This is a genomic window from Amycolatopsis sp., assembly GCF_036008905.1.
Lineage (GTDB): Bacteria > Actinomycetota > Actinomycetes > Mycobacteriales > Pseudonocardiaceae > Amycolatopsis.
This window is the reverse complement of sequence record NZ_DASYMU010000045.1, coordinates 78,907-104,794: the sequence shown is the minus strand read 5'-3', so window position 1 is coordinate 104,794 and position 25,888 is coordinate 78,907. Positions and strand designations below refer to the sequence as shown.

At 66.9% G+C, this 25,888-nt stretch carries 26 protein-coding genes and 1 pseudogene; 7 read left to right on the top strand and 20 right to left on the bottom strand.

Annotated elements, in window-relative coordinates; translation table 11 throughout:
- Positions 1-32 precede the first annotated feature (32 nt).
- The 4 genes from VGP60_RS09230 (at position 33) to VGP60_RS09215 (ending at position 3,880) form a co-directional block, all read left to right on the top strand.
- Entirely contained in the window at positions 33-1,028 is a 996-nt protein-coding gene (locus VGP60_RS09230) for an XRE family transcriptional regulator (protein WP_327547486.1), read from the top strand.
- A 207-nt stretch (positions 1,029-1,235) separates the two neighbouring features.
- A complete protein-coding gene (locus VGP60_RS09225) occupies positions 1,236-2,141 on the top strand; it encodes an ADP-ribosylglycohydrolase family protein (RefSeq protein ID WP_327547485.1) in 906 nt (301 codons plus the stop codon).
- 216 nt (positions 2,142-2,357) lie between these two features.
- Positions 2,358-2,732 (top strand): hypothetical protein, encoded by a 375-nt coding sequence (locus tag VGP60_RS09220; protein WP_327547484.1) that lies wholly within the window; start codon positions 2,358-2,360, stop codon positions 2,730-2,732.
- 374 nt (positions 2,733-3,106) lie between these two features.
- Positions 3,107-3,880, top strand: coding sequence for a hypothetical protein (locus VGP60_RS09215; protein WP_327547483.1), 774 nt, complete (start codon positions 3,107-3,109; stop codon positions 3,878-3,880).
- Here VGP60_RS09215 and VGP60_RS09210 read toward each other — a convergent pair.
- Positions 3,871-4,701, bottom strand: a complete 831-nt coding sequence (locus VGP60_RS09210) for a FadR/GntR family transcriptional regulator (RefSeq protein ID WP_327547482.1) — start codon at positions 4,699-4,701, stop codon at positions 3,871-3,873. The genes VGP60_RS09215 and VGP60_RS09210 overlap by 10 nt on opposite strands.
- Positions 4,702-4,879: 178 nt before the next feature.
- Here VGP60_RS09210 and VGP60_RS09205 point away from each other — a divergent pair, with 178 nt between their 5' ends.
- Positions 4,880-5,755: a hypothetical protein gene (locus tag VGP60_RS09205; RefSeq protein WP_327547481.1), complete on the top strand. Its 876-nt coding sequence runs from the start codon at positions 4,880-4,882 to the stop codon at positions 5,753-5,755.
- Between the two features lie 174 nt (positions 5,756-5,929).
- The gene (locus tag VGP60_RS09200; RefSeq protein WP_327547480.1) at positions 5,930-6,103 is read left to right on the top strand and encodes a heme-binding protein; all 174 of its coding nucleotides are present in this window, start codon (positions 5,930-5,932) and stop codon (positions 6,101-6,103) included.
- Here the strand turns inward: VGP60_RS09200 and VGP60_RS09195 are convergent.
- From VGP60_RS09195 to VGP60_RS09180, 4 genes are all read right to left on the bottom strand, one after another.
- Entirely contained in the window at positions 6,074-7,567 is a 1,494-nt protein-coding gene (locus VGP60_RS09195; protein WP_327547479.1) for a CocE/NonD family hydrolase, read from the bottom strand. The two genes, VGP60_RS09200 and VGP60_RS09195, sit on opposite strands and share 30 nt — an antisense overlap.
- The gene (locus VGP60_RS41895) at positions 7,455-7,907 is read right to left on the bottom strand and encodes an AtuA-related protein (RefSeq protein WP_422653001.1); all 453 of its coding nucleotides are present in this window, start codon (positions 7,905-7,907) and stop codon (positions 7,455-7,457) included. The genes VGP60_RS09195 and VGP60_RS41895 overlap by 113 nt, the downstream gene beginning before the upstream one ends.
- A 160-nt stretch (positions 7,908-8,067) precedes the next feature.
- Positions 8,068-8,463, bottom strand: a complete 396-nt coding sequence (locus tag VGP60_RS09185) for a tautomerase family protein (protein ID WP_327547477.1) — start codon at positions 8,461-8,463, stop codon at positions 8,068-8,070.
- 154 nt (positions 8,464-8,617) lie between these two features.
- Positions 8,618-9,535 carry a LysR family transcriptional regulator gene (locus tag VGP60_RS09180; RefSeq protein ID WP_327547476.1) on the bottom strand — a complete coding sequence of 306 codons (918 nt, stop codon included), beginning with the start codon at positions 9,533-9,535 and terminating at the stop codon, positions 8,618-8,620.
- A 143-nt stretch (positions 9,536-9,678) separates the two neighbouring features.
- Between VGP60_RS09180 and VGP60_RS09175 the strand changes: the two genes are divergently transcribed.
- The gene (locus VGP60_RS09175) at positions 9,679-10,584 is read left to right on the top strand and encodes an SDR family oxidoreductase (RefSeq protein ID WP_327547475.1); all 906 of its coding nucleotides are present in this window, start codon (positions 9,679-9,681) and stop codon (positions 10,582-10,584) included.
- Between the two features lie 141 nt (positions 10,585-10,725).
- Here the strand turns inward: VGP60_RS09175 and VGP60_RS09170 are convergent, their stop codons facing one another.
- From VGP60_RS09170 to VGP60_RS09105, 15 genes and pseudogenes are all read right to left on the bottom strand, one after another.
- Positions 10,726-11,658 carry an alpha/beta hydrolase gene (locus VGP60_RS09170; RefSeq protein WP_327547474.1) on the bottom strand — a complete coding sequence of 311 codons (933 nt, stop codon included), beginning with the start codon at positions 11,656-11,658 and terminating at the stop codon, positions 10,726-10,728.
- Positions 11,659-11,713: 55 nt separating this feature from the next.
- Positions 11,714-11,890: pseudogene (locus VGP60_RS41890) on the bottom strand (IS1380 family transposase); the annotation flags it as partial.
- A gap of 6 nt (positions 11,891-11,896) precedes the next feature.
- The gene (locus tag VGP60_RS09165; protein ID WP_327547473.1) at positions 11,897-12,652 is read right to left on the bottom strand and encodes an SDR family NAD(P)-dependent oxidoreductase; all 756 of its coding nucleotides are present in this window, start codon (positions 12,650-12,652) and stop codon (positions 11,897-11,899) included.
- Positions 12,649-13,410, bottom strand: a complete 762-nt coding sequence (locus VGP60_RS09160; protein WP_327547472.1) for an SDR family oxidoreductase — start codon at positions 13,408-13,410, stop codon at positions 12,649-12,651. The genes VGP60_RS09165 and VGP60_RS09160 overlap by 4 nt, the downstream gene beginning before the upstream one ends.
- Positions 13,411-13,431: 21 nt before the next feature.
- Positions 13,432-14,817: an amidohydrolase family protein gene (locus tag VGP60_RS09155; protein ID WP_327547471.1), complete on the bottom strand. Its 1,386-nt coding sequence runs from the start codon at positions 14,815-14,817 to the stop codon at positions 13,432-13,434.
- Entirely contained in the window at positions 14,814-15,794 is a 981-nt protein-coding gene (locus VGP60_RS09150; protein WP_327547470.1) for a dipeptide ABC transporter ATP-binding protein, read from the bottom strand. Before VGP60_RS09150 ends, VGP60_RS09155 begins: the two co-directional genes overlap by 4 nt.
- Before the next feature lie 28 nt (positions 15,795-15,822).
- On the bottom strand, positions 15,823-16,824 hold the full coding sequence (locus VGP60_RS09145) for an ABC transporter ATP-binding protein (RefSeq protein ID WP_327547469.1): 1,002 nt from the start codon (positions 16,822-16,824) through the stop codon (positions 15,823-15,825).
- Positions 16,821-17,879: a 2-dehydropantoate 2-reductase gene (locus VGP60_RS09140; RefSeq protein WP_327547468.1), complete on the bottom strand. Its 1,059-nt coding sequence runs from the start codon at positions 17,877-17,879 to the stop codon at positions 16,821-16,823. Before VGP60_RS09140 ends, VGP60_RS09145 begins: the two co-directional genes overlap by 4 nt.
- Positions 17,876-19,114, bottom strand: coding sequence for an amidohydrolase family protein (locus VGP60_RS09135; protein WP_327547467.1), 1,239 nt, complete (start codon positions 19,112-19,114; stop codon positions 17,876-17,878). Before VGP60_RS09135 ends, VGP60_RS09140 begins: the two co-directional genes overlap by 4 nt.
- A 49-nt stretch (positions 19,115-19,163) precedes the next feature.
- Positions 19,164-20,774 (bottom strand): ABC transporter substrate-binding protein, encoded by a 1,611-nt coding sequence (locus tag VGP60_RS09130; RefSeq protein ID WP_327547466.1) that lies wholly within the window; start codon positions 20,772-20,774, stop codon positions 19,164-19,166.
- A 52-nt stretch (positions 20,775-20,826) separates the two neighbouring features.
- On the bottom strand, positions 20,827-21,747 hold the full coding sequence (locus VGP60_RS09125; protein ID WP_327547465.1) for an ABC transporter permease: 921 nt from the start codon (positions 21,745-21,747) through the stop codon (positions 20,827-20,829).
- Positions 21,748-21,762: 15 nt separating this feature from the next.
- Positions 21,763-22,686: an ABC transporter permease gene (locus VGP60_RS09120; protein WP_327547464.1), complete on the bottom strand. Its 924-nt coding sequence runs from the start codon at positions 22,684-22,686 to the stop codon at positions 21,763-21,765.
- The gene (locus VGP60_RS09115) at positions 22,683-24,116 is read right to left on the bottom strand and encodes an amidase (RefSeq protein ID WP_327547463.1); all 1,434 of its coding nucleotides are present in this window, start codon (positions 24,114-24,116) and stop codon (positions 22,683-22,685) included. The genes VGP60_RS09120 and VGP60_RS09115 overlap by 4 nt, the downstream gene beginning before the upstream one ends.
- Entirely contained in the window at positions 24,113-24,367 is a 255-nt protein-coding gene (locus VGP60_RS09110) for a hypothetical protein (RefSeq protein WP_327547462.1), read from the bottom strand. Before VGP60_RS09110 ends, VGP60_RS09115 begins: the two co-directional genes overlap by 4 nt.
- A gap of 315 nt (positions 24,368-24,682) precedes the next feature.
- Positions 24,683-25,756, bottom strand: a complete 1,074-nt coding sequence (locus VGP60_RS09105) for a LacI family DNA-binding transcriptional regulator (RefSeq protein ID WP_327547531.1) — start codon at positions 25,754-25,756, stop codon at positions 24,683-24,685.
- Between the last annotated feature and the right edge of the window lie 132 nt (positions 25,757-25,888).

Here is a 25,888-nt window from a genome sequence, read left to right as displayed (position 1 = left end):
CGGCGGGTCCACTATCTGGGGAGGAGCCATACGTGGCCGAAGACTGGCCTGACCCACGCGAAGCCGTCGATGCCGCGCAGTTCGTCGCGGCGATGCGCACCCTTCGAGCCCGCACCGATCTGAGCTACCGCGTCCTCGAACGCCGTGCCGCGAAAGCGGCCACGCCGCTGCCGAGTTCGACGATCAGCGGGGCACTCTCACGCGACACCTTGCCGAGAGCCGATCTGCTCGCGGCGTTCATCCGGGCCTGCGGTGCCGACGACGTCACGGTCGAGCAGTGGCTGTCGGCGAGGGCCGATCTCGCCGCGGCCGGACAGACGTCGGAACCGGAAGCTGTGGAGGAAACCCCTGTCGCGGAGGAGATGCAGAACCGAGAGGCGCCACGAAAGCGGTCGAGGTTGTTGTGGCCAGCGGCCGGGATAGCCGCCGTCGCGGTCCTGGTGATGGGCCGGCTGATCGTGTTCAACGATTCGCCGCCGGACCAGCCAGTGGCGACACCGAGTTCGTCCTCTTCCGCACCGGCGTCGTCCACCTCCGCCGTCGTCCCGCGCGCCGCGAACGCGGGTCTGGACACGCCGCCGACCGGGCGCGCGCGGGTGCGGCTCGCGCACACCGGGCTGTGCGTCGGCGAAGGACCGGAGAAGTTCGTTCCGGAGGAGCGGATCGTGCTCGGTCAGCAGGACTGCGCAACGACGTCGCCGCCGATGTCGGTCGAGGCGGTCGATAGTGGGTACCGGCTGCTGCTTCATTCCGCGGAACACGGCGAAGGCTGCGTCACCGTCGACTACGGTGGTACGGCCATTGAGGTCCTGCTGGCCGGCGACCACTGCGAGCCGGGACGTCCTGATCAGCAGTTCACCTTCGAGCCGGTGACCGCGCCGGTGAGAGGGTATCTGTTGCGGTCGGCCGCGGGCGCCAAGTGGTGTATCGGTGTGTTCAAGGGCAGCACCGAGGCCGGTGTCCAGCTCATCCAGGATCCGTGTGACGGCGGCGCCGCTCAGGTGTTCCTGGTCGATTCGGTGGTCTAGCGAGGTCTCACTCCGCAGGCGCAGCCGCCGTGCCTGGGATCGCATCGCGATACGCCCAGTGGGAATCCGCCGCCTCCCGCTGGGCGTTGCGCGGGTCAACGGCCACGACGGTGATTTCGTGTTCGGCGTCGGCCATCGCCTCCGGTTGGCCCAACTCCGAGCTGCGGCGTGTTCCCGAACGTCAGCACGTCTGCGAGGATGGCCGTAATGACCATCGACCGGCGAACACGCGCTCTGAACTCTCTGTATGGACTTGCCCTCGGCGACGCGTTGGGTTCCCAGTTCTTCGTCCCCGCCAACCGCGATGCCCTCGAACAACGACAACTGCCGCCCAGTCCATGGCAATGGACCGACGATGCCGAGATGGCGTGCTCCGTTTTCGCTGTCCTGCACCAAGTCGGCCACGTCGACCAAGATCTGCTTGCGGCGAGTTTCGCCACACACCACGACTTCGACCGCGGCTACGGGCCGTCCACCAACCGGCTGCTGCGTCTGGTTCGCGAGGGCGGGCCGTGGCGTGAATTGGTCGCGGACCTGTTCGATGGCCAAGGTTCCTGGGGCAACGGCGCCGCCATGCGCGTCGCGCCGCTCGGGGCTTGGTTCGCCGACGACCTCGCCGAAGCCGCGCGCCAAGCCGCGCAGTCAGCCGAAGTGACCCACACCCATCCCGACGCCGTGGCCGGCGCGATCGCGGTCGCCGTCGCCACCGCGCTAGCCACGAGTCCCAATCCGCCGCCGCCCAGGGACTTCCTCGATCAGGTCCTGCAACTGGTGCCGCCCGGCCGGGTGCACCACGGCATCTGGGCCGCCAGGGGCCTCGCACACGTACCGTCTCCCGAGATCGCCGTCCACGAACTCGGCAACGGCCGTCACACCAGCGCCCACGACACCGTGCCGTTCGCGCTGTGGGCCGCCGCCCGCAACCTCGGCGACTACGAGCAAGCCATCTGGACGACCGCGAGCGTCGGCGGCGACGTCGACACCACCTGCGCCATCGTCGGAGGCATCGTGGCCGCCCATGTCGGCGCCGAAGGGCTGCCGGCACTCTGGCGAGCGGCGTGTGAACCGCTCCCCGCCTGGGCCGGCGCAATCGACGTCACACAACCCACCTGAGCCCCGCGCCACGCGACACTTACCCGACCCGCCGTTTCTCCAGGTCGCCGCGCAGAGAGTCGTGATTGCCACCGCAGACCTCGTCGCCGGCGCAGGCACGCCACCGTCGAGCGCACGCAAGATCATGCGCGAGGCCAACTCGGGTTTAGCTTGGCGAGGCGAAGTTGAGTAGTTCCACGGATTCGGCGCAGCCTTCGTCACCGGCAGACTCGCCAGATGTTCATCGACCCCCGTTCCTCAGACCCGCTCGGTGCCGACGGTGGTGGCCCGGGTCGCCGGCGCCAAGCGGTGACCGGCGCGCTGCACGCGCTGATCGCTTGGCCGGTGATGCTGGGGGTGCTGATGCTGATCGGGGTGCTCGGGCTGTCGGGCCACGACGACCTCGACGGTGCCGGTGTGTTCTTCCTGATGCTGCTGATGGCACCGCTGGGCTACGGCCTTTACGCCTGGCCGGTCGTGGTTGCCGTGGCCGCCATGGTGGCTGCGTGGGGACCCGCCCGGCGAGCTCGCCGGCGGGGGTGGTTCGTCGCCGCCGTCACCGCCACGGTGTTCCCGGTCGGGCTGATCGGCATGTTGTCCATCTGGTCCTGAGCCACCACGACGGCCCCACTGGATCGGCCGCGTAGTCGGCGTGGGCACGGTGACCAGCCACGGGCCGGGGTGCTGGCCGCGGTCAACCACCTGCTCGACGAATGGGGCGGTCACGAGAAGCTGACGATGCGGGCGGTGGCGAACGAGGTCGGTGTCGCGTCGACGACGGTGAGGACGTCTTGCCGGCCGGGAGGACGACACGGTTGAGGACTTCGGACGACTGCACGTCCGGACGGTCCTCCACCGCGGCTGCGGCCGTACAGGTCCGCCACAGGCCGTCCACAAGAACCTCACATGAACGGCCAGCACTCTGTAAGTGGCGCCTACTTGGTAGGTAGGCAACCAAGTATCCTACTGAGAAGAGGGACACCGTCATGAACGACTACGAACCGACAAGCCACTCGCCTGCCGGGGCATCCCCGACGACCATGACCGATCGAGAACGCGGGTTGCGCGCGCGACGGTTGCCGTCCAGGAAGAAGGGCGGATGGATCGTGGCCGCCGGACTGACGGTTGCGATGGTCGGACTCGCTGGTGCCGGCACAGCCTCCGCGGCAGATCTCTCGCCGTCCCTTTCGGCCGCGGCCACGCCCGTCGGGGGCGGGCCCGTGGCTGCGCCGGCGGACGGGGGTGCGACCGGCATCGTCGACTCCGAGTCCGCGTCGAGCTTCACCTTCGCGACGGCAACGGGCGTGGAGGTGACCGTCGACGAGAATTCCGCGACGACGTACAAAGTGGGAATCCTCCCCGCCCCGGCGGGCGTCGTGAAGAAGGGTGAAAGCGTCCTTGTCCTGGGGCTCGTCAACACCTCGACCATCACCGCGTCACAGGTCACCGTGCAGCCCTTTGGCGATGGTGGAGCTGCGGCTGCCCAGGCGGCCGGCGTGATCCCCTTCCAGCAGGGGGTGCCTTCACCGACACAGTCGGTCGGTCAGGTCCCGTCGGACTACACCGAAGGAGACGGCACGATCGTCACCGGGACGACAGCGGACAAGGCGACGGCGGCCGCGCAGGCCGTTGTGCCCGGCGGCGTCGTCGACCGGGTGGTGCTGCTGAGTGACGGCGAGTACGAGGTCCACAACATCAGCATCAACTGGCCGCACCACGTCTTCGTCAGCAAGGACTTCAAGGTCCTCGGCTACGAATGACCGACCGGGTTGCTTCGCCGGTCCGGACTGCTGCCCAGTCCGACGTTCGCGCCCAGCCATGAAGACAACGCAGTGGCGAGCCCTGGATCGGTCTCCCGGCGGCGCTTTGCTCCTGCGGAGGATTGGACCCGTTTGACCGCCTTGTCGTGGTACTCGCGGATGAGCTGGACGGCGGCGGGGCCGTCCCGCCGGGCGAGGGCGTCCACAATGTCCATCCGCGCCTTGTTCAGCGATCGCGGGACGCGCCCCCACTCCTCACCGGATTCCTTCGACAGCTCGAGTGCCAGACCGATCTGCACCTGGGTGATGAATCGGCAGAGCGCGGCGAGCAACGGGTTGTGTGAGATTGCCGAGAGGGTCACGAAGAAATGCAGCAGCGCCGCGGCGGAGGACTCCGCGTCGGCGATCTTCGCGGCCTGCTCGGCCGCGGCGCGCAGGCCGGCGATGTCCTCGTCGGACGCCCGTTCGACGGCCTGCTCGACGGCGTAGGCGTTGAGCGCTCCCAGCAGGCCGAACACGTCGGGAGCGGTCACCTTCTCGAACTGGACGACCGAGGCGATGGACATCGCGAGCAGCGTGTCGCCGCTCGCGGTGACGGTTGTCCGGCTGCCGTTGCGGGTACTGAGCAGGCCCATCGCGGTCAGCACCCGGACCGCCTCGCGGACGGTCGGCGCGCTGACGTCGTACTGGGCGGCCAACTCCCGCTCGGAGGGCAGCCGTGCGCCGTCCGGCAGCGCGCCGCTGAGAATCTGGCCGCGCAGGTCATCCACGATCTGGTCGGCGACCCGGCCACGGTACAGGCGTGCTGACGGCTGTGACATGTGCTCTCCTCGGCAGTTTCCTGTGCCAACTCTACCTACTTGGTACCCAGTGTCTAACTGCACTGGCGCAGGCCGGAATCCACAGCGGTTTCACAGCTGCTCCCGCTGGCCATCACCTTGACGCTAACCTACCAAGTAGGTAGCGTTTTTGGTATGCCAAACACAAAGGAGAACCAAGATGAAGATCGCACCTTATGACGAAGACAGCTATCACCTGGACCACCCGAGGGGCACGGTGTCCTTCAACTATCTGCTGATGGGGGGCGAACCGGAGAAGCCGGAGAATTTCCGCTACATCCTGGGGCGCCAGGAAGGCGACTTCCGCATGCCACGGCACCGCCACACTTTCGAACAGATCCGACTGCCGCTGGTCGGTGACATGAACCTGGGCGAGCAGGGAATCCTGCACGAAGGCGAGATCGGGTACTTCCCGGAGGGACAGACCTACGGTCCGCAGGACGACCCGCTGGGCAACCCCAAACAGGTGCAGTTGGTGTTGCAGTTCGGCGGCGCCGCCGGTCTGGGTATGGCCGCCGCGCGCGGCCGTGGGCCGGACGCGCAGCGGGACGGAGAGGCGCCGCGGCGTGAGCGTCGCGAGATCAAGTTCCCGCGACCGCGCTACCAGAGCGTGCTCATCATGAACCCGGCCCACTTCAACTGGCTGCCCGTGGCCGGGGCGCCGGGCGTGGAGCGCAAGTTCTTCGGCTCGTTCACCGAGCGCGCGTTCTGGATCGAGTACGTCAAGGTCGGTTCCGGCGCGCGGTGGTCCTCCACCACCGGCGAAGGGCGGCGGCTGGTTGTCGCACTGTCCGGCACGGCCACTGTGGACGGAACGACGATCGGTTCGTTGGCTGCGCTTCAGATCGAGGCTGACGAGACGCTAACGGTCGACGCCGCCGAGGAGCTGGTGCTCTTCGTCGTGGGTCTCCCACCCGTGCAGGTGCCAACCGTCTCCTCGGACCAGTTCGACATCGTGTCCAGCGACGGCGGGATCGAGTTCGAGAACCCCCGCAAGCGGACAGCTCGGGAGGCGGCCGACAAGACCACTGTCTGACACCGGCATCCGCAGATAATGCTCGGCCTGCCGTCCGCCCGGACGATGCGGCCAACACCATTCCCCCAGCCACGCACGAAAAAGGAAGGAAATCAGGAGAATGCTGTCCTTGGACCAAGCCTCGGAGATCGTCGACCTGGCACTGAGCAGTGCGCGTGAACTCGCCTGCGCCCCTTGACCATCACCGTGCTCGACCCCGGCGGCCACCCGGTCGTGGTCAAGCGGGAGGACGGCGCCGGCATCCTGCGCCCGCAGATCGCGCACGCGAAGGCCTGGGGCTGCCTCGGCACCGCCTCGTGGTCCATGAGGCGCCCTGCGTCACGGCATCACCCGGCAGTCGAACCGTGACGTGCCGAGTTCGACGAAAACCTTACCGGCCAACGCTTCGGTCTCGATCAACGGGGAGTCGTCGCTCGACACGGTCAGTCGCAGCCGGTGCCCGGCGACGATCCGGTAGTGGTTCGGCCAGACCTGCACCGTCAGCGAGTGGAAGGTTCCCGGCGTCACTGGCGCCAGCTGCTCATGACCGTCACGGTGGCTCGCCTTGAGCCAGCCGTTGGTGATCCGCGTGCCCACGCCGTCCTCGTCGATGTCCTCGAGCACGATGGCGATGTTGCCGTCCTCCGCTGTGAAGGCGACTCGCAGCGACGCCTCGTTGCCGCCGACGACCACGAGGTCGTGCTCGAGCGGCGACGTGTCGAACGACAGGCGCCCGACGTTCGCCTCGAACGTGGCTGTCGTCGGCTCCTGCGCGGTCGTCCCCAGGACACCACCGGCCGACAGCAACCATGACAGCCGCTTGGACTCGACCGGCGGCCACGTGGAGAACTGCCGCCAGCCGCGCCCCACCCCGGGGCACGGCATCTCGTACGACGTTACCTTCGCCTTGGGCAGCGGGGCGGGCATGTCTGCCAGCCAATGGTCCCACCACGCGAGATAGCCGGCCGAGGCGATGTCCTCGGGCTGGCCGGGAATCATGCCGTGCTCCCACGGCCCGGCCACCATCCACACGTTCTCCTGGCGCGCGACGAAGTTCTGGACCATGGCGTCCCGGTACGGGTCCAGCCAGCCACCGACGTCGAGCACCGGAATGGTCAACTTGTCCCAGCGGACCTTGACGCTGCGCTCGCGCCAGAAGTCGTCGTACAGCGGGTGCCGCGGATAGCTGTCGAGCGTCTCCGGCGCGGTCGCCGCCTGCCACTCGTGGATCTTCTCGTTCGGGATCCCGCCGCGGTAGATGGTGTTCTCGTACCAGTCGCTGATCGCCTGCACCGGGATGATCGCCGTCAGATGCGGCGGCTGGTTCACGGCCGCAAGCATCGTGTTGTGTCCGCCGTAGCTGATGCCCGTCTGACCGACCTTGCCGGTCGAGAACAGCTGTACGGCAAGCCATTCGATCAGGTCGTAGCTGTCCTGCTGCTCTTGCCGGCCGAACGGGTCCAGTCGCCCCGGCGATCCGCCGGTGCCGCGAACCGAGGCCACCACAGCAACGTACCCACGCGTGACGAAGAAGTCGGCGGCGCCACCGAAGACCTGCCGATAGTTGTAGGCGTTGAAGTCGTAGACGATGCCGGGGAACGTCCCCGGCGCTGGCCGGCCGTCGGGTCCTGCCGGTCGGTGCAGGTCGGCGATCAGGTGGCTACCGTCGCGCATCGGAACCTGGATCGTCTCGACGTGCACGCCGTAGGTCGCCTGCCGGTCATAGCCGAAGAACGGATCGAGCTGACCGAGAGAGGCCGATGGCCTGCCGGGTGTGAGGCCACCCGCCGCCGCGAACTGGGCGATCATCTCCGGCCGCGTCGATTGTGTCATCGTGGGTTCTCCAGTCCATTGAGGATGTTCGGGCAGCATGCCGTGGCGGCTCCGGCTGCGCCATTTCGAGCAGCGACGAGGCAAGGCTCTTGCCGTGCACGTCGAGTTCGGGCGTGCGGGTGACGCCGCTGAGAGCGTTGCGCAGCAAGACCTTCAACGCCGACAGCTGCGGCAGCTCGTGACGTTCGACCTCGCCGCGGACGATGTCGGCGACGTGCTGACGAGATAGTCGAGATCGCCGTGCTCGGCCGGCTCCACGGACGGCTCGAGGCGATCGTCGGCGAAGCCGGCGCCCGAGCCGATCCTGAGTGTCCGCATGGGTCCATCCTGGACACGACACTCTTGTCCGGCAAGTATCAATATTGCATTTGGCTATGCACTGAGGCTATGGATTCGCCGGCTGCAGATCTCCAGTGCGGTCGCCTGTACCCGGTCGTTCACTCGGGCCGCCTCGGACCTCGTATTCGGCCAACCGGTGATCAGCAGGACGACCGCCCGATTCAGGGCCGCAGGTCGACAGGCAGGGCGGGACGGCCACCACCAAAGGAACTGCTGGCACGGTCGATCTCACCGAAGAAGACCATGACGTCGTTGGGGTCCGTTCCGGCCGCCTGCAGGCGAGTTACGATCGCGGAAAGAAGCAACCGCTTCCTCTCTTCCTGAGTACCTGATGAGAGCAGGGCCTCGATCATCAGGACATGCTCACTGCGAGGTTTCTGCAGGTCGGGATACAGCGGGCTGACACGAAGGTCAACTTCTTCCAAAGAGATGAACCTTTGGAAGTAATCATCCGCAGGATACCCGGCACTGACGCTCGCGTCATGAATGGCAGCGGATATCACATCCTTTTCCTCTGCCGTTCTTCCAGAGCGCATTGTGACGGTAAACAGTGGCATGGATTCACCTTGAATTGCATAGAGCCTTCTATTGATTCCTCCAGCATAGACCGCTTCCAACTAACGCGAAACCGGTGCTGATCGGATTGTGATGGCCACGATCCGAACAGCCGGATCGACGGCGCGGGCTTGCACCGGACCTTCAATGCGCTGGTCAAAACGCATTCATGTTGTCGGAATCGCGGCCGGTGAGATGTGACCGGGCCGATTCGCGGAAGGCCGTGACCAAGCGGCTTCGTTCGCGCGCGCGGGTAACGAACACGACTTTGCAGGGCTCGATCCCCTCGACAGGAATGGCTGTGAGGTCACGCCTGAGAGTGCTGTTGCCACCGGCGGCGGGCGCCAGGGCGACAGCCAGGCCACCGGCGACGGATTCGAGTTTGTCTTGGGCCACCTCGGCGAGCGGGCCGTCTGGTGCCGGGCGTCCGTCCGGGCGTGGGTCGATGCGCCAGAACGCGTCATAGGCCGGGTCCGCATACCGAACGAGTGATTCGTCGGCGAAGTCGTCGAGAGTGACTGACTCCTTGCCCGCAAAGCGATGTGCCTTGGACACTAAGAGCACCCGGGGTTCCTCATACAGGACCGTCACCCGCAGTTGGCCGCTCGGGAACGGCTCTCGGGCGATGACCGCGTCCACGCGGTGATCCAGCAGCGCTGGGTGCACCTCGCTCCAGTGCAGATGCAGGGTGCGCACCTCGGCATCAGGAAAGTGGCCGCGGAGCTCGCGCACAGCGCTGGTAACGATGAGACCCCCGGCGTACCCGATCGTGATCGCGGTGGGTATAGCGGCGGCGCGCGCTTGAGTCGCGGCCAGCTCAGCGGAGCGCAGGAGCGCCTCCGCTTGGGGCAGGAAGACCTGTCCAGCCTCAGTAAGGCAGCTACCCTGGGGGGTGCGATCGAGCAAGCGGACGCCCAACCGCTCTTCGAGGCGCTGGATCTGCCGGCTCAGCGAGGGCTGCGCGATGTGTAACGCGGCCGCCGCACGGTGGAAGTTGCCGTACTCTGCCACCACCGTGAAATACCGCACCAGCCGAAGATCGAAGTCCGCCGGTGACGCTGGAATGCTGGGCATTCCAGCATCGTACTCGTGATACACATTTCGCATCGCGTGGTGCGAAATGAGTCTTGGACGGGGTGCGCCCGCGTTCCTAGTCTTGAGGTACGAGCCCGCAGCCTTCTGGTATCGGGCCACCTCAATGCAGCCAAGGAATCACCATGCGCATATTCGTCGCAGGAGCAACGGGATACGTCGGATCGGCCATCGTCCGTGAGTTGATCGACGCGGGGCACAAAGTCGTGGGTCTCGCCCGCTCCGACACCTCCGCCGCGGCTTTGTCGAGTGTTGGCGTCGACGTGCACCGTGGTGACCTCGACGACCTCGACAGCTTGCGTGCCGTGGCCGCGATCGTGGACGGCGTGATCTTCGCCGCGAACAAGCACATCTCCGAAACCACCGACTCGGCCAAGCGTGCGCGAACCGAGCTCGACGCGGTTGAAGCCCTTGGCGGGGGGCTGGAGGGAACTGGCAAACCGTTCGTGGTCACGTCTGGGGTCATCGGTCGCACGCCGGGAAGCCTGCTCACCGAAGAGACCCCTGACGTTCCCAACGCCATGCCCGCCCCGCGACTTCCGGTGGAGAGGTCAGTACTCGCCATGGCTGAGCGCGGGGTACGTTCCTCTTCACTACGGTTGGCGCCGACGGTGCACGGCGAGGGTGACGCACGTGGCTTCGTCTCGACTCTGATCGGCATAGCTCGCAAGACCGGCGTATCCGCCTTCGTCGGCGACGGGTCGAACCAATGGCCGTCGGTGCACCGGCTGGACGCGGCGACGCTATTCCGGCTTGCGGTGGAACGCGCCCCAGCCGGTACACGACTGCACGCGGTCGCTGAGGAGGGGGTGCCGTTTCGGGACATCGCAGGAGCCATCGGTCGCCAGTTGGCGCTTCCTGTCGTGAGCATTTCCGAGGAAGAGGCCGGCCGGCACTTCAGTTTCCTCGCCCCGTTGGTTTCCCTCGACAACCCGACGTCGAGCGAGCTGACCCGGGAACGCTTCGGCTGGCGGCCAACGCACCCCGCGCTGATCGCGGACATCGAAGAAGGCCACTACTTCGAACAGTGAGTGCGTCGTGGTGGGATAGGGGAAATGCGGCATCGCCCTATCCCCACCACCTCGTATTGCCACCGCCGAATCCGCAAGTCAGGTAGAGGTGTGTTGTCCACAGACTGCGAGACAGCGTGCCATCCATTATGGATTTCTGATTCAACCCAGCTTCTTCGCCATGTCGTTGACTGCCTTGGCTACCACATCCGGGCGGTCCACCGGGATCTCGTGCGAGCTGTTCTCAGCGACGACCAGGCGTCGGTTCGGGGCGGCGCCCGCGAACTGCGCCTGAGCGTCTCGCCACAACTGCGCCTCGCCGGGAGTGTCGAATGGAGTCTTCGCCGACACGATGACGGTCGCTGGAACTTCGGCCGGCCAGGTGACGTTGTGGTAGGCGCGGTGCATCGGGCCGTAGTTGCTCACGAGAGCCAGAAGTTGGCGAGTCTCCTTCGTGGATGGCTGTTTCCCGAGCTCGGCCGCCTGCGCCTGGTTCGCGGCGTCGAGTGCGCTCACCACGTCGTCGGTGTAGAGATTGGGCAGGCTTGCGTCGACGAGTACCGCACCAGTGATCCAGTGTGGATTCTTGTTCACGAAGTACGTGGCCACCTCACCGGCGAGGGAATGCGAAACCAGCACGACGTCCTTGGTGGCGCCCAATTCTTTGAGGCCGGTCTCCAAATCCGATACTGCTTCTTCGACTTTCCACGGTCCTGGCATCTCGTCGCTGGCGCCCATACCCGCGCGATCGTAAGTAATGATCTCCGATCCGGTCTCGCGGGCGATCACCGGAACCAGGTTCTTCCAATAGGAAGAATCCGCGCCACCGCCGGCATCCAACACGATCGCGGGGAGGTTGCCGGGCGTGACGTGGAACGCCAGTTTGTGGTTTCCGTTCGAGATCATGCGCAGCAGCGGATCCGCGACGGCCGCGTGTGGTGCGGGCGCCGACGTTGGGGTACTGGGCGGGAGCGTCGAGGCCGCGGGCGCTTCAGTGGCCCCGCACGCGGTGAGCGCGCCGACAAGAAGTGTTCCGGCGGCGAAAGCCGGTACGGTGCGCCAAAAGCGAGAACGGTGATTCGTTGTTTCATGCACGGAAGCAACGCTATGGTCAAGTTCGGGGAAGATCGATCCGGCTGACCGGTCACTCCGAAGTAGGGCGTCCCCTACCTCGATCCCCGGTGAAGCAGAGCGCTTGGGTCCGGGTGAGCAGGTCGGCGGCGGTCAGGGCCAGTTCCAGTCAGACTTTGTTCTCGGCGTAGCCACGGCAGGGCAAGTTGCGCAGGCAGGTGGCTTTGCCGCAGCGGATCCGGTCCTCGTCCCGGCTTTGGTACTAGGTCGGCCAGGCGACGGTCAGGCCACCGTCGACGACCACGCTCTGGCCGGTGATGTAGCGGGCCTCGGACGAGAGCAGGAAGGAGATGACGGCGGCGACGTCATCGGGCTCCCCGACCCGGCCGAGCGGGATGCTCGCCGCCGAGCGGGCGAGGCCCTCCTCACCGGCGGAGTTCATCGCATCACGAGACTGCGGCGACGCGATCACCCCCGGCAGCACCGCGTTGACCCGGATTCCTCGCGGCGCGAGTTCGAGCGCGCTGCTGCGGACGAAGCCCAGCACACCCGCCTTCGACGCCGCGTAAGGCGTGTGGCCCGCCGAGCCGAACACGCCGCCGGAAATGCTGGACACACACACGACCGCGCCGCCGTCGCCCATGACGGCGGCGCCCGCCCGGACGGTACGCATGACCCCGGTGAGATCGATGTCGAGCAGGCGATGCCATAGCTCGTCCGGGAGCTCGGCGAGCGGCCGCCGCTGCAGCACTCCGGCGTTGGCCACGACTCGGTTCAGGCCACCGAACCTCTCCGCCGCCGCGGCGCTCGCCCGCGCGAGCTCGTCGCTGTCGCGTACGTCCGCCGGCACGACAAAGCCTTTCCCGCCAACGGCTTCCACTGCGCGCAGTGTCTCTTGTGGATCGTGTGGGTCGCCGTCGAAGGTGCCGATCGCCACCGCGGTTCCCGTGCGGGCGAGGGCAATCGCCACCGCGCGCCCGATCCCGCTCGCGGCACCCGTGATCAGTGCGCCGGTCATGGCATCACGTCCCCGCTGTTGGGGCCGAGAGTCTGGCCCGTGTAGAGGTTGCCGCCCGGCTCGCTCGCCAGCAGCACCGCGCTGGGTGCCACTTCCGCGGGAACTCCGATTCGCTGCAACGGAAGGCTCAGCCGGGTCCGCTCAACCTGGTCGGCCGGCAGGTCGCCGGAGAGGGGCGTGTCGATCGGGCCCGGTGCGATGCAGTTGACCGTGATCCCTTCAGTGGCCACCTCTCGCGCCAGCGACTTGGTGAAGCCGATGACACCGGCCTTCGCGGCACTGTAGTGCGCCAGGCCTGGGCCACCCTTCAGTGCCAACTGCGAGGCGATGTTGATGATCCGGCCGTGGCCTGCGGTCCGCATGGTCGGCAATACCGCCCGGCAGCAAAGGAAAACACTGCGCAGGTCCACCGCCAGCGTCTCGTCCCACAGCTCGGCCGACATGTCGGCCACCGGGCAGTTGGTCAGGATCGCGGCGTTGTTGACGAGGATGTCGAGGCCGTCGAATTCCGCCACCGCATGGGCGATCGCCGCCGTGACATCGGCTTCCACCGAAACGTCGGCGCGGACGGTGGTCACCTCCACACCCAGTGCCGCGCATTCCTTGGCCACCGATTCGAGCGCGTCGCCCGCCGCACGATCCACCAGGCAGAGGCGGGCGCCTTCGTGGGCGAAGGCGAGGGCGATCGCGGCGCCGATGCCTCTCGCCGCACCGGTCACTACCGCCGATTTGCCTCGCAGTAAACCGGTTTCAGTCATGACAGCTCTCCTCGATATCCGCTACAGATCACGGGTCGGGCCCCTGTGAACGAGCTGCCCGTGCCCGGTTTCGCCCAGCACTGCGCCGTCGGCGTACACCACTTCGCCGCGGCTGATGGTCTGCGCCGGAGCACCCACGACGTCCCAGCCCTCGTAGAGGCTGTACCCGGCCCGGCTCATCCCCTCGGCGCCGACGATCGGGCGTCGCGCCTGCGGGTCCCACACCACGAGGTCGGCGTCGCTGCCCACGGCGATCGTGCCCTTCTGCGGGAAGAGACCGAACAGCTTCGCCGCGTTGGTAGAGGTGACTTCCACGAATCGCTGCAACGTAAGCCTTCCCTTGCGGACGCCTTCCGAGTACAGCACCGGCATCAGTGTTTCCAGCTCCGACATCCCCGGACGTGCTGTGGAGACCGTCAGCTCCGGATCGAGCTTGTCCGCCAAGGTCCACGCGGCGTGGTCGGTGCAGCAGGTGTCGACGTGACCTGCCGCCAGGCCCGCCCACAGTGCGTCCCGGTCCCGCGCCCCGCGCAACGGCGGATTGCCCACGAACAAGGCACCGTCATCGCCGGCGAACCGTTCATCGGTGAAGTACAGGTAGATCGGCCGTGTCTCGACATGCACGCGCTGCCCGCGTCCTCTGGCCGCACGCGCCTCGGCCAACGCGCCTTCGCTGCCCAGATGGACGATGTAGATCGGGGCGCCGGTCACCTCGGCGAAGGCGATCATGCGTTTGACCGCCACCTGCTCCGACAGGGCGGGCCGGCTCTCCCCGTAATGGCGAAGCCCGCTGTCACCTTTGTCGTCTAGCTCGGAGGTGGCGTGCTCGATGACGCACACGTCCTCGCAGTGCACCATGGTCAGCAGGCCGTGCCGCCCCGCCACGTCCAGCGCCTTCACGAAAGCGTCCGCCTTCGCGTCGAAGTCCCCGATGCTCATGAAGATTTTCACGCTGGTGTGGCCGAGTTCGGCCAGCCGTGCGAGGTCGGCTTCGGTCCGGTCGTCGGGTTCCGACAGCACGGGGTGGATCACGAAGTCGACCAGGCTGTCCCTGGCCGCTTCGGCCGCGATCCGCTCGACCAGGTCGGGAAGCCGTTCCTGCTGCTGGGGAAAGCCGATGTTGCCGATGGTGGTCACCCCGCCGGCGGCCGCGGCGCGGGATCCACTGACGAAGTCGTCCGCCCACGGCTGCGACGTCCCGCCCATTTCCACCGGCGAAAGGTGTACGTGCATGTCCACGCCGCCGGGAAGCACCAGCTTGCCGGTCGCGTCGATCTCCCGCGCACCGGACATCGGCCCGCCGATTTGGACGATGCGCCCGTCGACGACGCCGATGTCCGCCACGGACTCGCCGGCCGCGGTGACCATCAGGCCGCCGCGCACCACGAGATCCAGGTCCTCATTCATGACGCCTCCGCAAAGTGACATGCCGCCCAGTGGTCCGGGACGACTTCTCGCAGCACCGGAACTTCTTCGGCGCAAAGGGACTCCGCTTTCCAGCACCGGGTACGGAACCGGCAACCCGACGGCGGATCCAGCGGGCTCGGAACCTCACCGCTGAGCACGATCCGTTCGCGGCGCCCGGGGGCCTGATGTCCCGGAATGGCGGAGAGCAATGCCTGGGTGTAAGGCATTCGCGGGTCCGCGTACAGCTCCTCGGCCTTGGCGACCTCGACCAGCTTGCCGAGATACATGACGCCGACCCGGTCACTGATGTATTCCACCACCGACAGATCGTGCGCGATGAACAGGTAGGTGAGCCCGAAATCCTCCTGCAGCTCGCTGAGCAGATTGAGCACCTGCGACTGGACCGACATGTCCAGCGCGGACACCGGTTCGTCGGCCAGCACGAATTTGGGCCGCAGGGCCAATGCCCTGGCTATCCCGATCCGCTGCCGCTGTCCCCCGCTGAACTCGTGTGCGTGGCGGTCCAGATGCTCCTCACGCAGCCCGACCAGCGACGCCAGGTCATGTACCCGCTGCGCGCGTTCGTCCCGGCTCGCGGTGCCTTGCCACACCAGCCCCTCGGCGATGATGTCGCGCACCTTCATCCGGGGATCGAGGCTGCCATAGGGGTCCTGGAAGATGACCTGGAGATCCTGGCGTAACCGTTTGAGGTCGCGTCCCTTCTTGGCCAGCACATCCTGACCTTCGAAGAGCACCTGGCCGGATTGCGCCTTCTCCAAGCGCACGACCGAACGGCCCAACGTCGATTTGCCGCAACCGGACTCACCGACCAGGCCGAAGGTCTCACCGCGGCGGATCGTGAACGACACGTCGTCGACGGCACGCACCCAGGCCTGCTGCCGGCCCAGCAACCCCGAGCGACTGGGATAGTACGTCTTGAGATTGCGGACATCGAGCAGAACGTCGTCCTCGACCACGTCGACACTCCTTATCGTTTCGGTTACCTCAGGCCAGCCAGCAGGCGAGCCGGCGCCCATCGCCGGCGTCGGACAGTTCCGGCTTGGTCGAGCAGATGTCCATCGCCTTCGGGCAGCGGGGCTGGAACGGGCAGCCGGGCGGCATCCGCAACGGGTTCGGCACGGTTCCGCCGATCGTGCTCAGCTTGCGCCCCTTCATCTCCGGGCTGGGGATCGAGTTGAGCAGGCCGATCGTGTAGGGATGCCGCGGGTTCTTCGTGACCTGCTCGACGGAGCCGCGTTCCATCACCCGGCCGCCGTACATGACGACGACCTCCTCGCAGATCTCGGCCACCACACCGATGTCGTGGCTGATCAGCAGCACCGCGGTGTTGACCCGACTGCGCAGATCCCTGATGAGATCGAGGATCTGCGCCTGGATGGTGGCGTCCAGCGCCGTCGTGGGTTCGTCGAGGATGAGCAGGCTCGGCTCGTTCGCCAACGCCATCGCGATCGTGACGCGCTGACGCATCCCGCCGCTGAGCTTGTGCGGGTACTCGTGGACGCGACGCTCGGGGACTGGGATGCCGACCATCGAGAACAGCTCCACCGCGCGTTCCAGAGCCGCTCCACGAGTCAGTTTCTGGTGTGCCCGCAGCGCCTCGGCCACCTGCTTCCCGACGGGGTAAACGGGATTGAGCGCGCTCATCGGATCCTGGAACACCAGTGCGAGGTCGCGGCCCCGGATCGGGCGGAACTCCCGTTCGGACAGACTCGCGATATCGCGGCCCTGGAACAGGATCTGCCCACCGGCGATGAAGCCGGGCGAGGAGATCAGCCGCATGATCGACAGCGAGGTGACGCTCTTGCCGGAACCGGATTCGCCGACAATACCGACACTGGCGCCCGCCGGGACGTCGAAACTGACTCCGTCGACCGCACGGACCACCCCTGCGGGCGTCTTGAAATGCGTCTGCAGGTCCCTGACCTCGAGGAGCACGTCGCCGCTCCGCGCCACTGTTCCGGGTTCGGCGCTTACCTCGGCGGTCATGACGATCCGATCCGGTTCGGCGCCACTTCCGTGGTGGTCATGGTGTGCCGTAACCGTTCCAGTTCGCCGAGGTTGGCCAAGCCACGCTCCCGCGTGTTCTCCTCGATCTCGTGAATCATCCGCACCACCTCTCTGGTCAGCGTCATCGGCAGACCGTGCCCGACGCCGATTTCGGCGACGGCGCCGATCTGGTGGTCCACCTCGGTCTTGCGACGGCGGACCGCGAGATCCCGCCAGATACCGCTGTGCGTCTTCTGATCCGCCCGCCGCCGCGCGACGAGCCGGTCGAGCGATGCGTTGATGGCGGCCCAGTCACGTGTTTTCCGAGGCACGTAAAGCGACGGCTCGACATCGTCGAACGCGACGGGCTCGACGTGTTCGAGCGCGGCGACCTCGTAGACCTCGGCGGCGAGGTCCACCACGAGCTCACGGTGGGAGTCGATGACGTCGGCCATCGTCTCGTCGGTGAGCGCCGAGCCGAACAACACGTTGGCGTAGCCCAGTTTTCCCCAGACGTAGCCCCAGATGTTGTCGGTCACCTCCACGGTCCCGAACGGCTGCAGCAGTTCTCGCAGCCGCTCCAGCCGCGGCGCGGGCTTGCCGTCGAGCTCCCCGAGACGGACCGTCCCGGGGCCGCCGTAGGTGATCACGCCGGGGCTCACGTAATCGGCCGAGAAGTTGATCAGGCAGCCGACGGTGCGCTCCGGCCCGATGATGCCGGCGATCGTGCGCTCGCAAAGGCCGTTTTGCAGTGAGACGACGACCGAGTTCTCATCGAGGACCGGCAGCAGCGCACGGACCGTGCTTTCGGTGTCCTGGGCCTTGACCGCGAGCAGCACGGTGCCCAGCGGACCGGTGAGGTCCTCCGGCACGACGGCGTCCACCGCGACGGTGAACGTCTCGCCGAATCCCTCGATCCGGAGCCCCTTGGTGCGCATCGCGGCGACGTGCTCGGTGACCTTGTCGACGAGTTGCACGCCGACGCCGGCCCGGGTGAGGTAGGCCCCGATCGTCCCGCCGATCGCTCCCGCGCCGACGATCGTGATCGGGCTCATGCCGCCGACCCGGCGCGAACCTTGCCGCCCTGCAACACCAGGCGGACGTCCCGCAGCGCGGACAGGTTCTCCAGTGGATCACCGCCGACGACGAGAACGTCGGCGGCCAGGCCCGGCGCGAGAGTGCCGAACTTGTCCTCGACGCCGAGCGTCGCGGCCGCGTTGCCGGTGGCCGCCACCAGTGCCTGCATGCTCGACAGGCCCGCACGTTCCAGCAGTTCGATCTCCACAGCCAGCCCGTCGATCGGAGTGAACCGCCAGCCCGCGTCGGTGCCCGCGACGATCCGGACACCGGCCTCGTGCAACTGGGTGAACGTGTTCAGGTTGTCCTCGATCATCATGCTCCAGTGGTCGAGGAATTCCTGCTCGGCCTTGGTGAGCTCGGGCTTGGCCCGCATGGCTTCGACGGCGTACTCGCCGACGGCCAGCGTGCTGGTGACCGCGACGCCGGCGTTGGCGATCTTCTCCGCGACCGCCGGGTCGAACTTCTGGTTGGCTGCCTCGTCGATGAGGAATCCGGCGTGCTCCAGTTGGTCCACACCGGCCTCGACGGCGATTTCGATGGCCCGGGCGTTGAGGCAGTGCGCCGTGACCTTGCGCCCCATCCGGTGCGCCTCGTCGACGATGGCGTTCATCTCGGCCGGGCTGAACGACGGCAGGTGGGAGGTGGTGTTGCGGGTTCCACCGCCGCTGGCCATCACCTTGATCGCGTCGGCGCCGAGCTTCGCCATCGACCGGACCTTCTTGCGCAGCCCGTCCTCGCCGTCGGCCTCACCGCCCAGGTACCAGGTGTGCCCGCCGGTGATGGTGATCGGTTGCCCGCAGGCGAGGATCCGGGGGCCGATCCCGTGACCCAGCTCCAGCGCTCGCCGAAGCTCGAACACCGTGCCGTGCACGCAGCCGGTGTCCCGGACCGTGGTGACCCCGGCGGCGAGCGCCTTGGCGGCCGCGAACGTCGCTGTCGCCACCAGTACGCCCTCGGGCTCGGTCATGATCTCCTCGAGCAACACGCCGTTGCCAGGGAAGTTCATGTGCACATGCGAGTCGATCAGGCCGGGCAGAATGGTGCACCCGGGTAGATCCAGCACTTCGGCATCGGCGGGGACGAGACCTTCCGGCGCCTCGCCGGCGAAGGTCCCGACGATCTTTCCCTGGTCGACAACGAGTACCGCGTCCTGCACCGGGGCGGCCCCGGTACCGTCGATGAGCCGGGCCGCGCGAATGACGGTGGTCAAGATCGAGCTCCGTTCTTGGGATCTGTTCGGGCGATATCAGGGCGAGGAACTACTTCGTCATCGAGGCCGCGCCGAAGTATTCGAACCCGCCGCCGGAATACTGGATGCCGGTCAGTTTCTTCGAAGTCATCACCAGATCGACGTTTTCGTGGATCGGCATCATGACGGCCTGGTCCATGATGATCTTCTGAGCCTGGGCGTAGATGGACTGCCGCTTGGCCGGATCCGCTTCCTGCTGGCCCTGGTCGATCAGGGCGGTCAGGGCGGGATCGGTGAAGTGGCTCCAGTTGAAGTACTGGCCGGGCTGGAACCACAGGTGCAACGCGTCGGGGTCGACCGCGATGTACTGCAGCGGAGTCAAGGACATGTTGCCCCCGATGTTCGCCGCCAGCCAGGCCGGTGTCGCGAGCTGGGTGACCTGGGTGTCCATGCCGACGGCGTGCAGGTAGCCCTGGATCGCCTGGGCGATCAGTGGATACTCGGGCACGCTGGAGATCGCGGTGATGTTGATGTTCAGCGGCTTGCCGTCCTTCTGGTAGATCCCGTTGACCTTCGTCCAGCCACCGGCCTGCAGCGTCGCCTCGGCCTTGGCGGGGTCGTAGGTGTAGGAGTTCTCCAGCTCGGCGTCGTAGCCGGTCATGCCCTTCTGCAACGGGGTGTTGGCCGGGGCGAACACCCCGTCGTCGGCGACCTTGATGGCACCGGCCTTGTCGACGGCGTACATGATCGCCTTGCGGACGGCCGGGTCACTGGTGGGCCAGCTGCCGGCGTTGATCGGGGCGAAGATGCCCATCCCGCTGATCGGGAACTTGATCGCGTTGTAACGGCCGGTCTTCTGCAACGTGTTCCAGAAGATCCCCGGTGTCTCCTGCATGAAGTCGGACTGTCCACTTTGGAACTGGTTGACCCGCGCCTGGGAGCTCGGCACGATCTGGAAAGTCAGCTCGGCGATATCCGGCGGGCCGGTGTGGTTCGTCGCGGCCGGCCCCCACTGATAGTCCTCGTTGCGCTTGAGAACCACGCTCTGGTTGGGGGTGTAGCTCACGAAGGCGAACGGCCCGGTGCCGACCGGGTGCAGTCCCAGGTCCTTGCCGAACTGCTTGATCGCGGCCGGGGATTGCATGCCCAGGTAGGGCTCGCCGAGCTGGGCGAGCAGCGGGGCGTACGGCTTGGCGCAGGAGATCGTGACCGTGTATTGGGCGGTCGCCGCCGCGTTGGTGCACGGTCCCAGCAGGCCCAGCGCGATATTGGACTGCGTGGACTTGTCGGTGATGTAGTTGATGTTGGCGACCACGGCGTTCGCGTCGAAAGCGGTGCCATCATGGAACTTCACGCCCTCGCGCAGCGTGAACGTGTAGGTCTTGTTGTCCGGCGAGACCGCCCATTTGGTGGCCAGGTCGGGCGTCACCTTGAAGTCCGGCGTCAGCCAGATCAGCGTGTCGAAGATGTTCGAGTTGATCGGGCCGACATCGCGGTTACCGGTTGTCGCGGGGTTGAGGGTGTCGACCGGCTCGGCCCAGCCCAAGGTGAGCTTGGCCGCCCGGTCGACGGGACCGGTGGCGGCGGTCGAGGACGTACTGGAACTTCCGCAGGCGGCCAGTGCCACCGCTGACAGCAACGTCAGCGTGGTCGCCAGCACGGACTTACGAGCAAACCTCACGGGCGTAGCTCCTTCACTTTGGCGGGGACGTCTTCCGGGGTGCGCGCGGCGGCTATCCGCGGCCGGGATTTCGGGACAGGGTCGGGTCGAGTTCGTCGCGCAGGCCGTCACCGAGCAGGTTCACGCCGACTACGAACAAAGCGAGGAAAACGCCGGGGAAGACGGTGATCCACCACGCCACGGTGATGTAGTTGGCGCCGTCGTTGAGGATCGCGCCCCACTCCGCGGTCGGCGGCTGCACACCGAGGCCGATGAACCCCAATGCGGCGATCCAGAGCGCGGCGATGCCCAGCCACGACGTGGTCAGCACGATGATCCCGGACGCGACGTTGGGCAGGATGTGCCTGCGGATGATCTGCCAGGGACCGGCGCCCAGCGTGACCGCCGCGTCCACATAGGGCAGATGCAGTACCTCCACGGTCGCACCCTCCACGAGCCGGGCGTACACCGGCACGAGGATCACCGCGACCGCGATGACACCGTTGGACAGTCCGGGACCGAGCACCGCGGCCACCGCGAGGGCGAGCAGGATGCCGGGGAAGGCGAGCAGCAGGTCGACCAGGCGCATGATGACAAACCCGATCGCACCACCGAAATAGCCGGCCACGACACCGAGCGCGGCACCGGCCAGCCCTCCGAGCAGTACCACGTACAGGCTCGCGAGCATCGTCGTCCGGCCGCCGTAGAGCACACGCGCGAGCAGGTCACGGCCGAACGAGTCGGCACCCATCAGGTGCGCGCCCGACGGCTGGGCGAAGGCGGAGAACGGGTCCTGCAGGTTCGGGTCCGCCGAGGTGAACAACGGGGCCGCCAGTACCACGACCACGAGGACGAAGCAGATCACCGTGCCTGCCAAGAGACTTCGGTGGCTGAACGCTTGCAACACGCGGTGACGCAAGGAAGGCGCGGGCGATATCACCTCGGCCACAGGAGCGTCTCCGCCGGCGGCGAGCGGTGCGATGTCGGGCTGCATAGGTTTCTCCTTTCGCTACCGGCTGGCGACGCGGGGATCGAGGACGGGGTAGAGCAGATCGACGGCGAAGTTCGTCAGGGCATACAGAACCGCGATGATCAGCACGACCGCCTGCACCGTCAGGTAGTCCTTGGACAGGATCGCCTGAACCAGCAGCCGCCCGATCCCTGGCCGTGAGAAGACTGTTTCGACGATCACGACCCCCGAGATCAACTGCCCGACCTGCAAGCCGACGATGGTGAGGATCGGCAGCAGCGCGTTGCGCAGAACATGGCGGCGGAACACCTGCACGCCGGTGATTCCCTTGGCGCGCGCGGTGATGACGTGGTTCAGCTGCTGGGCGTTGATCACGCTCGATCGGACGAACCGCGCGTTGAACCCGATGCTGCCCAGTGCCAGTGTCACCGCGGGCAGGACGAGACCCTTCAACGAGGTTCCCCCGACGACGTCGAAGATCGGCAGCTCCACGGCGAACAGCAGGATCAGCAGCAAACCGAGCCAGAAGCTCGGAATCGACATACAGGTCAGGGCGAAGCCCATGGCGACGGTGTCGGTCGCGCGGTTGCGGCGCAACGCGGCGACGACACCGAGGACGCTGCCGACCAAAAGCGATAAGGTCAGGCCGGCCACCGTGAGCTGGATGGTGGCGGGGAAGTTCGCCGCCAGCAACGAGGTCACCGATTGCTGGTTGCCATATGAATAGCCGAAGTCGCCGCTCAGCAGGTTGCCGATCCAGCGCGCGTACTGCACCGGCATCGAGTCGTCCAGCCCGAGTTGCGCGTGCAGCCGCGCGACCAGCGAGGGGTCACCGGCGTTGGTGCCGAGCAACGCCAAGGCGGGATCACCGGGGATCAGCCGGATGATCAGGAAGACGAGAACGCTGATACCAAAGGCAAGACCGATGATGGACGCGAGTCTGCGCAGGATGTAGGTGGTCATACGGGCCGGCCGTTGACGCTTGCGGCTGCGACGCCGTAGGGACCGTCGGGCCGCAGCGCGGTGGTCCCGGTACGCGTTTCCAGCGCGACCGCGGCGTCGAGGATGGCGTTCTCGGTCAACCGCGCACCGGCGAACTGGATCCCGGTGGGCAGTCCGTCCCGGCCGAGACCGTTGAGCACCGAGACGGTCGGGGTTCCCGAGAGTACGCCCGCGAAGTTCAACGGGCGGCCGAAAGCTCCTGGCAACATGTATTCGAAGTCCTCCTTACGACCCGACGCCACTACGCCGAGAGAGGGCGCGAGAAGCGCGTCGTATCGGGATGCGAGTTCACCGAACTCAGCGGCGATTACGCGCCGGATTCGTTGCGCGCGGATGTAGTCGTGGGCCGGCAGCACGGCACCGGCGAGCCGGTGCCCCCGCGCTTTCGCCGCGGTCAGTCCGGCGGTTCCGCCGGCGGCGATGAATTCGTCGAAGGCCGCGTACGCCTCGGCTCCCATCACGACCTCGGCCACGTCGTCGTACGGAAGGTCCGGCAGCTCGACCTCCTCCAGCGTGCCGATTTCCGCCAGCGCCGCCAGCGAAGTCCGAAAGTTCGCGCTCACCTCCGGCTCCGCGCCGTCGCAGGATCCGGCGATGACGCCGAACCGGAATCCCTCGCGACGAGGCCGTGGCCGCCGGTAGGAATAGGAATCGGTGAGACTCGCCGGGTCCCGGGGGTCGGCCCCGGCGATCGCCTCCAGCACCAGGCCGCAGTCGTCGGCGCTGCGGCACATCGGTCCCAGCCGGTCCAGGGTCCAGCACAGTGTCATCGCGCCGGCGCGGCTCACCCTGCCGTAGGTCGCCCGCAGGCCGGCCGTGCCGGTGAAGGCGGCCGGGAGCAGGATCGACCCGCCGGTGTCGCTGCCGATGGCGAAGGGCACCGCACCCGCACCGACTACAGCGGACGGACCGCTCGACGAGCCGTTTGTCCATTTCCCGGTGTGCCAAGGGTTTCCCGGTGCGCCGCTGATCGAGGCGTTGGGGTTGTCGTAACCCATGCCGCCGGCGAGCTCGATCGTGGCCACCTTGGCGACCAGGATCGCACCGGCGTCGCGGAGCTTGCGCGTCACGGTGGCTTCGGTGTCGAAACGCTGGTCTGGGAACGCTCCCCAGGTCGTGGGCAGTCCGGCGGCGCTGATGATGTCCTTGAGCCCATAAGGAATTCCGTGCAGTGGGCCGCGATCCAGGCCCGCCCGAAGCTCCGCCCCGGCCAGTACCGCCTCGCGGCGCGCCACGTCTTCGGTCATGGTGACGACCGCGTTCAGGCTGCGGCCGACGTCGTCGAGGCGCCGCAGGCAGACCTCGGTGAGCTCCGTCGGGGAGATCTCGCCGGAGCGGAGCAGGGTACCGAGTTCCCTGATACCGAGAAAGGCAAGCTCTTCCTCGTTCATGCCACCACACCGCTGCGCCCGGTAACCGTGAACGCAGGCTCTTGATCGTTGGCCAGCGGGAACCGGTGCAGGCGCTCCGTCGCCGCGAGCTGCGCCGCGACACACACGCGCACCGCCTCGAGCTGATCGGCCGACAGGGTCTCGCCGTGGTGCAGCGAGACGATCTCGATCAGGCGCCGGGCTACGGCCGCAGATGATTCAGCGGACAACCGCGGGTAGTTCGACCCGATGGCGGTAGGTGCCTCGGTCATCGGCTACTCCGTGAAAGCTCGACGGCCAGGCGCGTGGTGGCGTTTCCGATCGATCGCATGCCAAGAACCTAAGGCAAAGGTTTGCCTACGGCGTTACCTCTTAAGTAAATCGTTTGTTTCGTACGTTACGCGGACGCTAACTAGCAGTTCGGGAGGCTCAGCGTCACCTGAGAAGCCCGAGACGCCTGGGCGTTCGCGCAGGAGATTTCTTGCGTTTGTGGTGGTGGGCGCCGTGCAGCCGCGATCGCGTGGCTTCGGCGGCAAGCGGATCCCGGCGAGCGTTTTCCGCAGGTCGTTCGGTTCTCGGAGGCCCGGTCAGTGACGCAGGCGGCGAGACAGCCGGGGTGGGGCGATGGACTCGCGTTCGACAAGGGCCATCGGTTCGGACAGCAATACGTCCTTTCCGGACAGTCCGTCGACACGGTCGATCAGGGCGCGGACCGCGGCCCCGCCGAGCTCTTCCAGCGGCATGCTCACGCTGGTGACAGCGACTTCAAGAAAACCGAGGCAGTCGTCCTCATCGAAGCTGACCAGCGACATATCCGCCGGAACGGAGGCGCCGGCCTCGCGCAATGCCTTCATGACCCCGAAAACCTGACTCAGGTTGCCAACCCCCAGCGCGGTCGGCACGTCACGCCGCGACAGCAGCCGCAACGTCGCCTCGTATCCCCCCGCCTCGGTGTCCTCGGCGTGTTCAAAGGCCACGGACATGCCGTGTGCGGAGCAAAGACCACGCACGGCGGCGACCCTGCGGTGCACCGTGTCGATGACCTTGAATCCTTCGACGACGCCCAGCCGCCGATGTCCGAGTTCGGACAGGCGCTCGACGAACAGCTGCATCGCCTTTTCCTCGTCCATCACCACGTTGTGGCCCGGCCGGGGACCGCGCCGGTTGAGGTAGACATGTGGAACCGCGGGGGTGCGCGGCCGCTCGCCGCCGACGCGCCGCGCTGTCGCGATCAGCAGCCCGTCAGCCCGGCTCTCCTCGACCAGGTACTGGTAATCGGTCGGCTGGCGAACGTCGTCCTGCGGCTCGTCAAGGATCATCACGACCTGGCCGCCCTCGACCGCGGCCTGCAACGCGCCGCGCTGAATGCTGGCCCAGACCGGGTTGCGCAGCAACGGGACGACCATCGCCAACGCACCGGTCCTGGCGTGTTTGAGCCCTCTGGCCATGGCATTGGGGCGATAGCCCTGACTCCGTGCCGTCGCCAGGATGCGGTCGCGTGTCTCCGGCCGGATGGACAGGCTCGTGTCGCCGTTGAGCACTCGCGAAATCGTCGAAACATGCAAGCCCACCGCCGCCGCGACATCGGCAAGGCGGGGGCGCCGATTCCCTGAGGAACCCGTGCCCACACTGCTAATGACTGGAATCTCCCCACGTGTCATTGGTCCGCGGCGGCGGGAACGCTGCCGACCGGCCGCGTGCACAGCCGCATCGGTTGTGGCACATCACGAAGGTGACTGTACACACCAGGGCAAGCCATGATCATCACTGACGGCGCAGGCCTGTCCAATCAG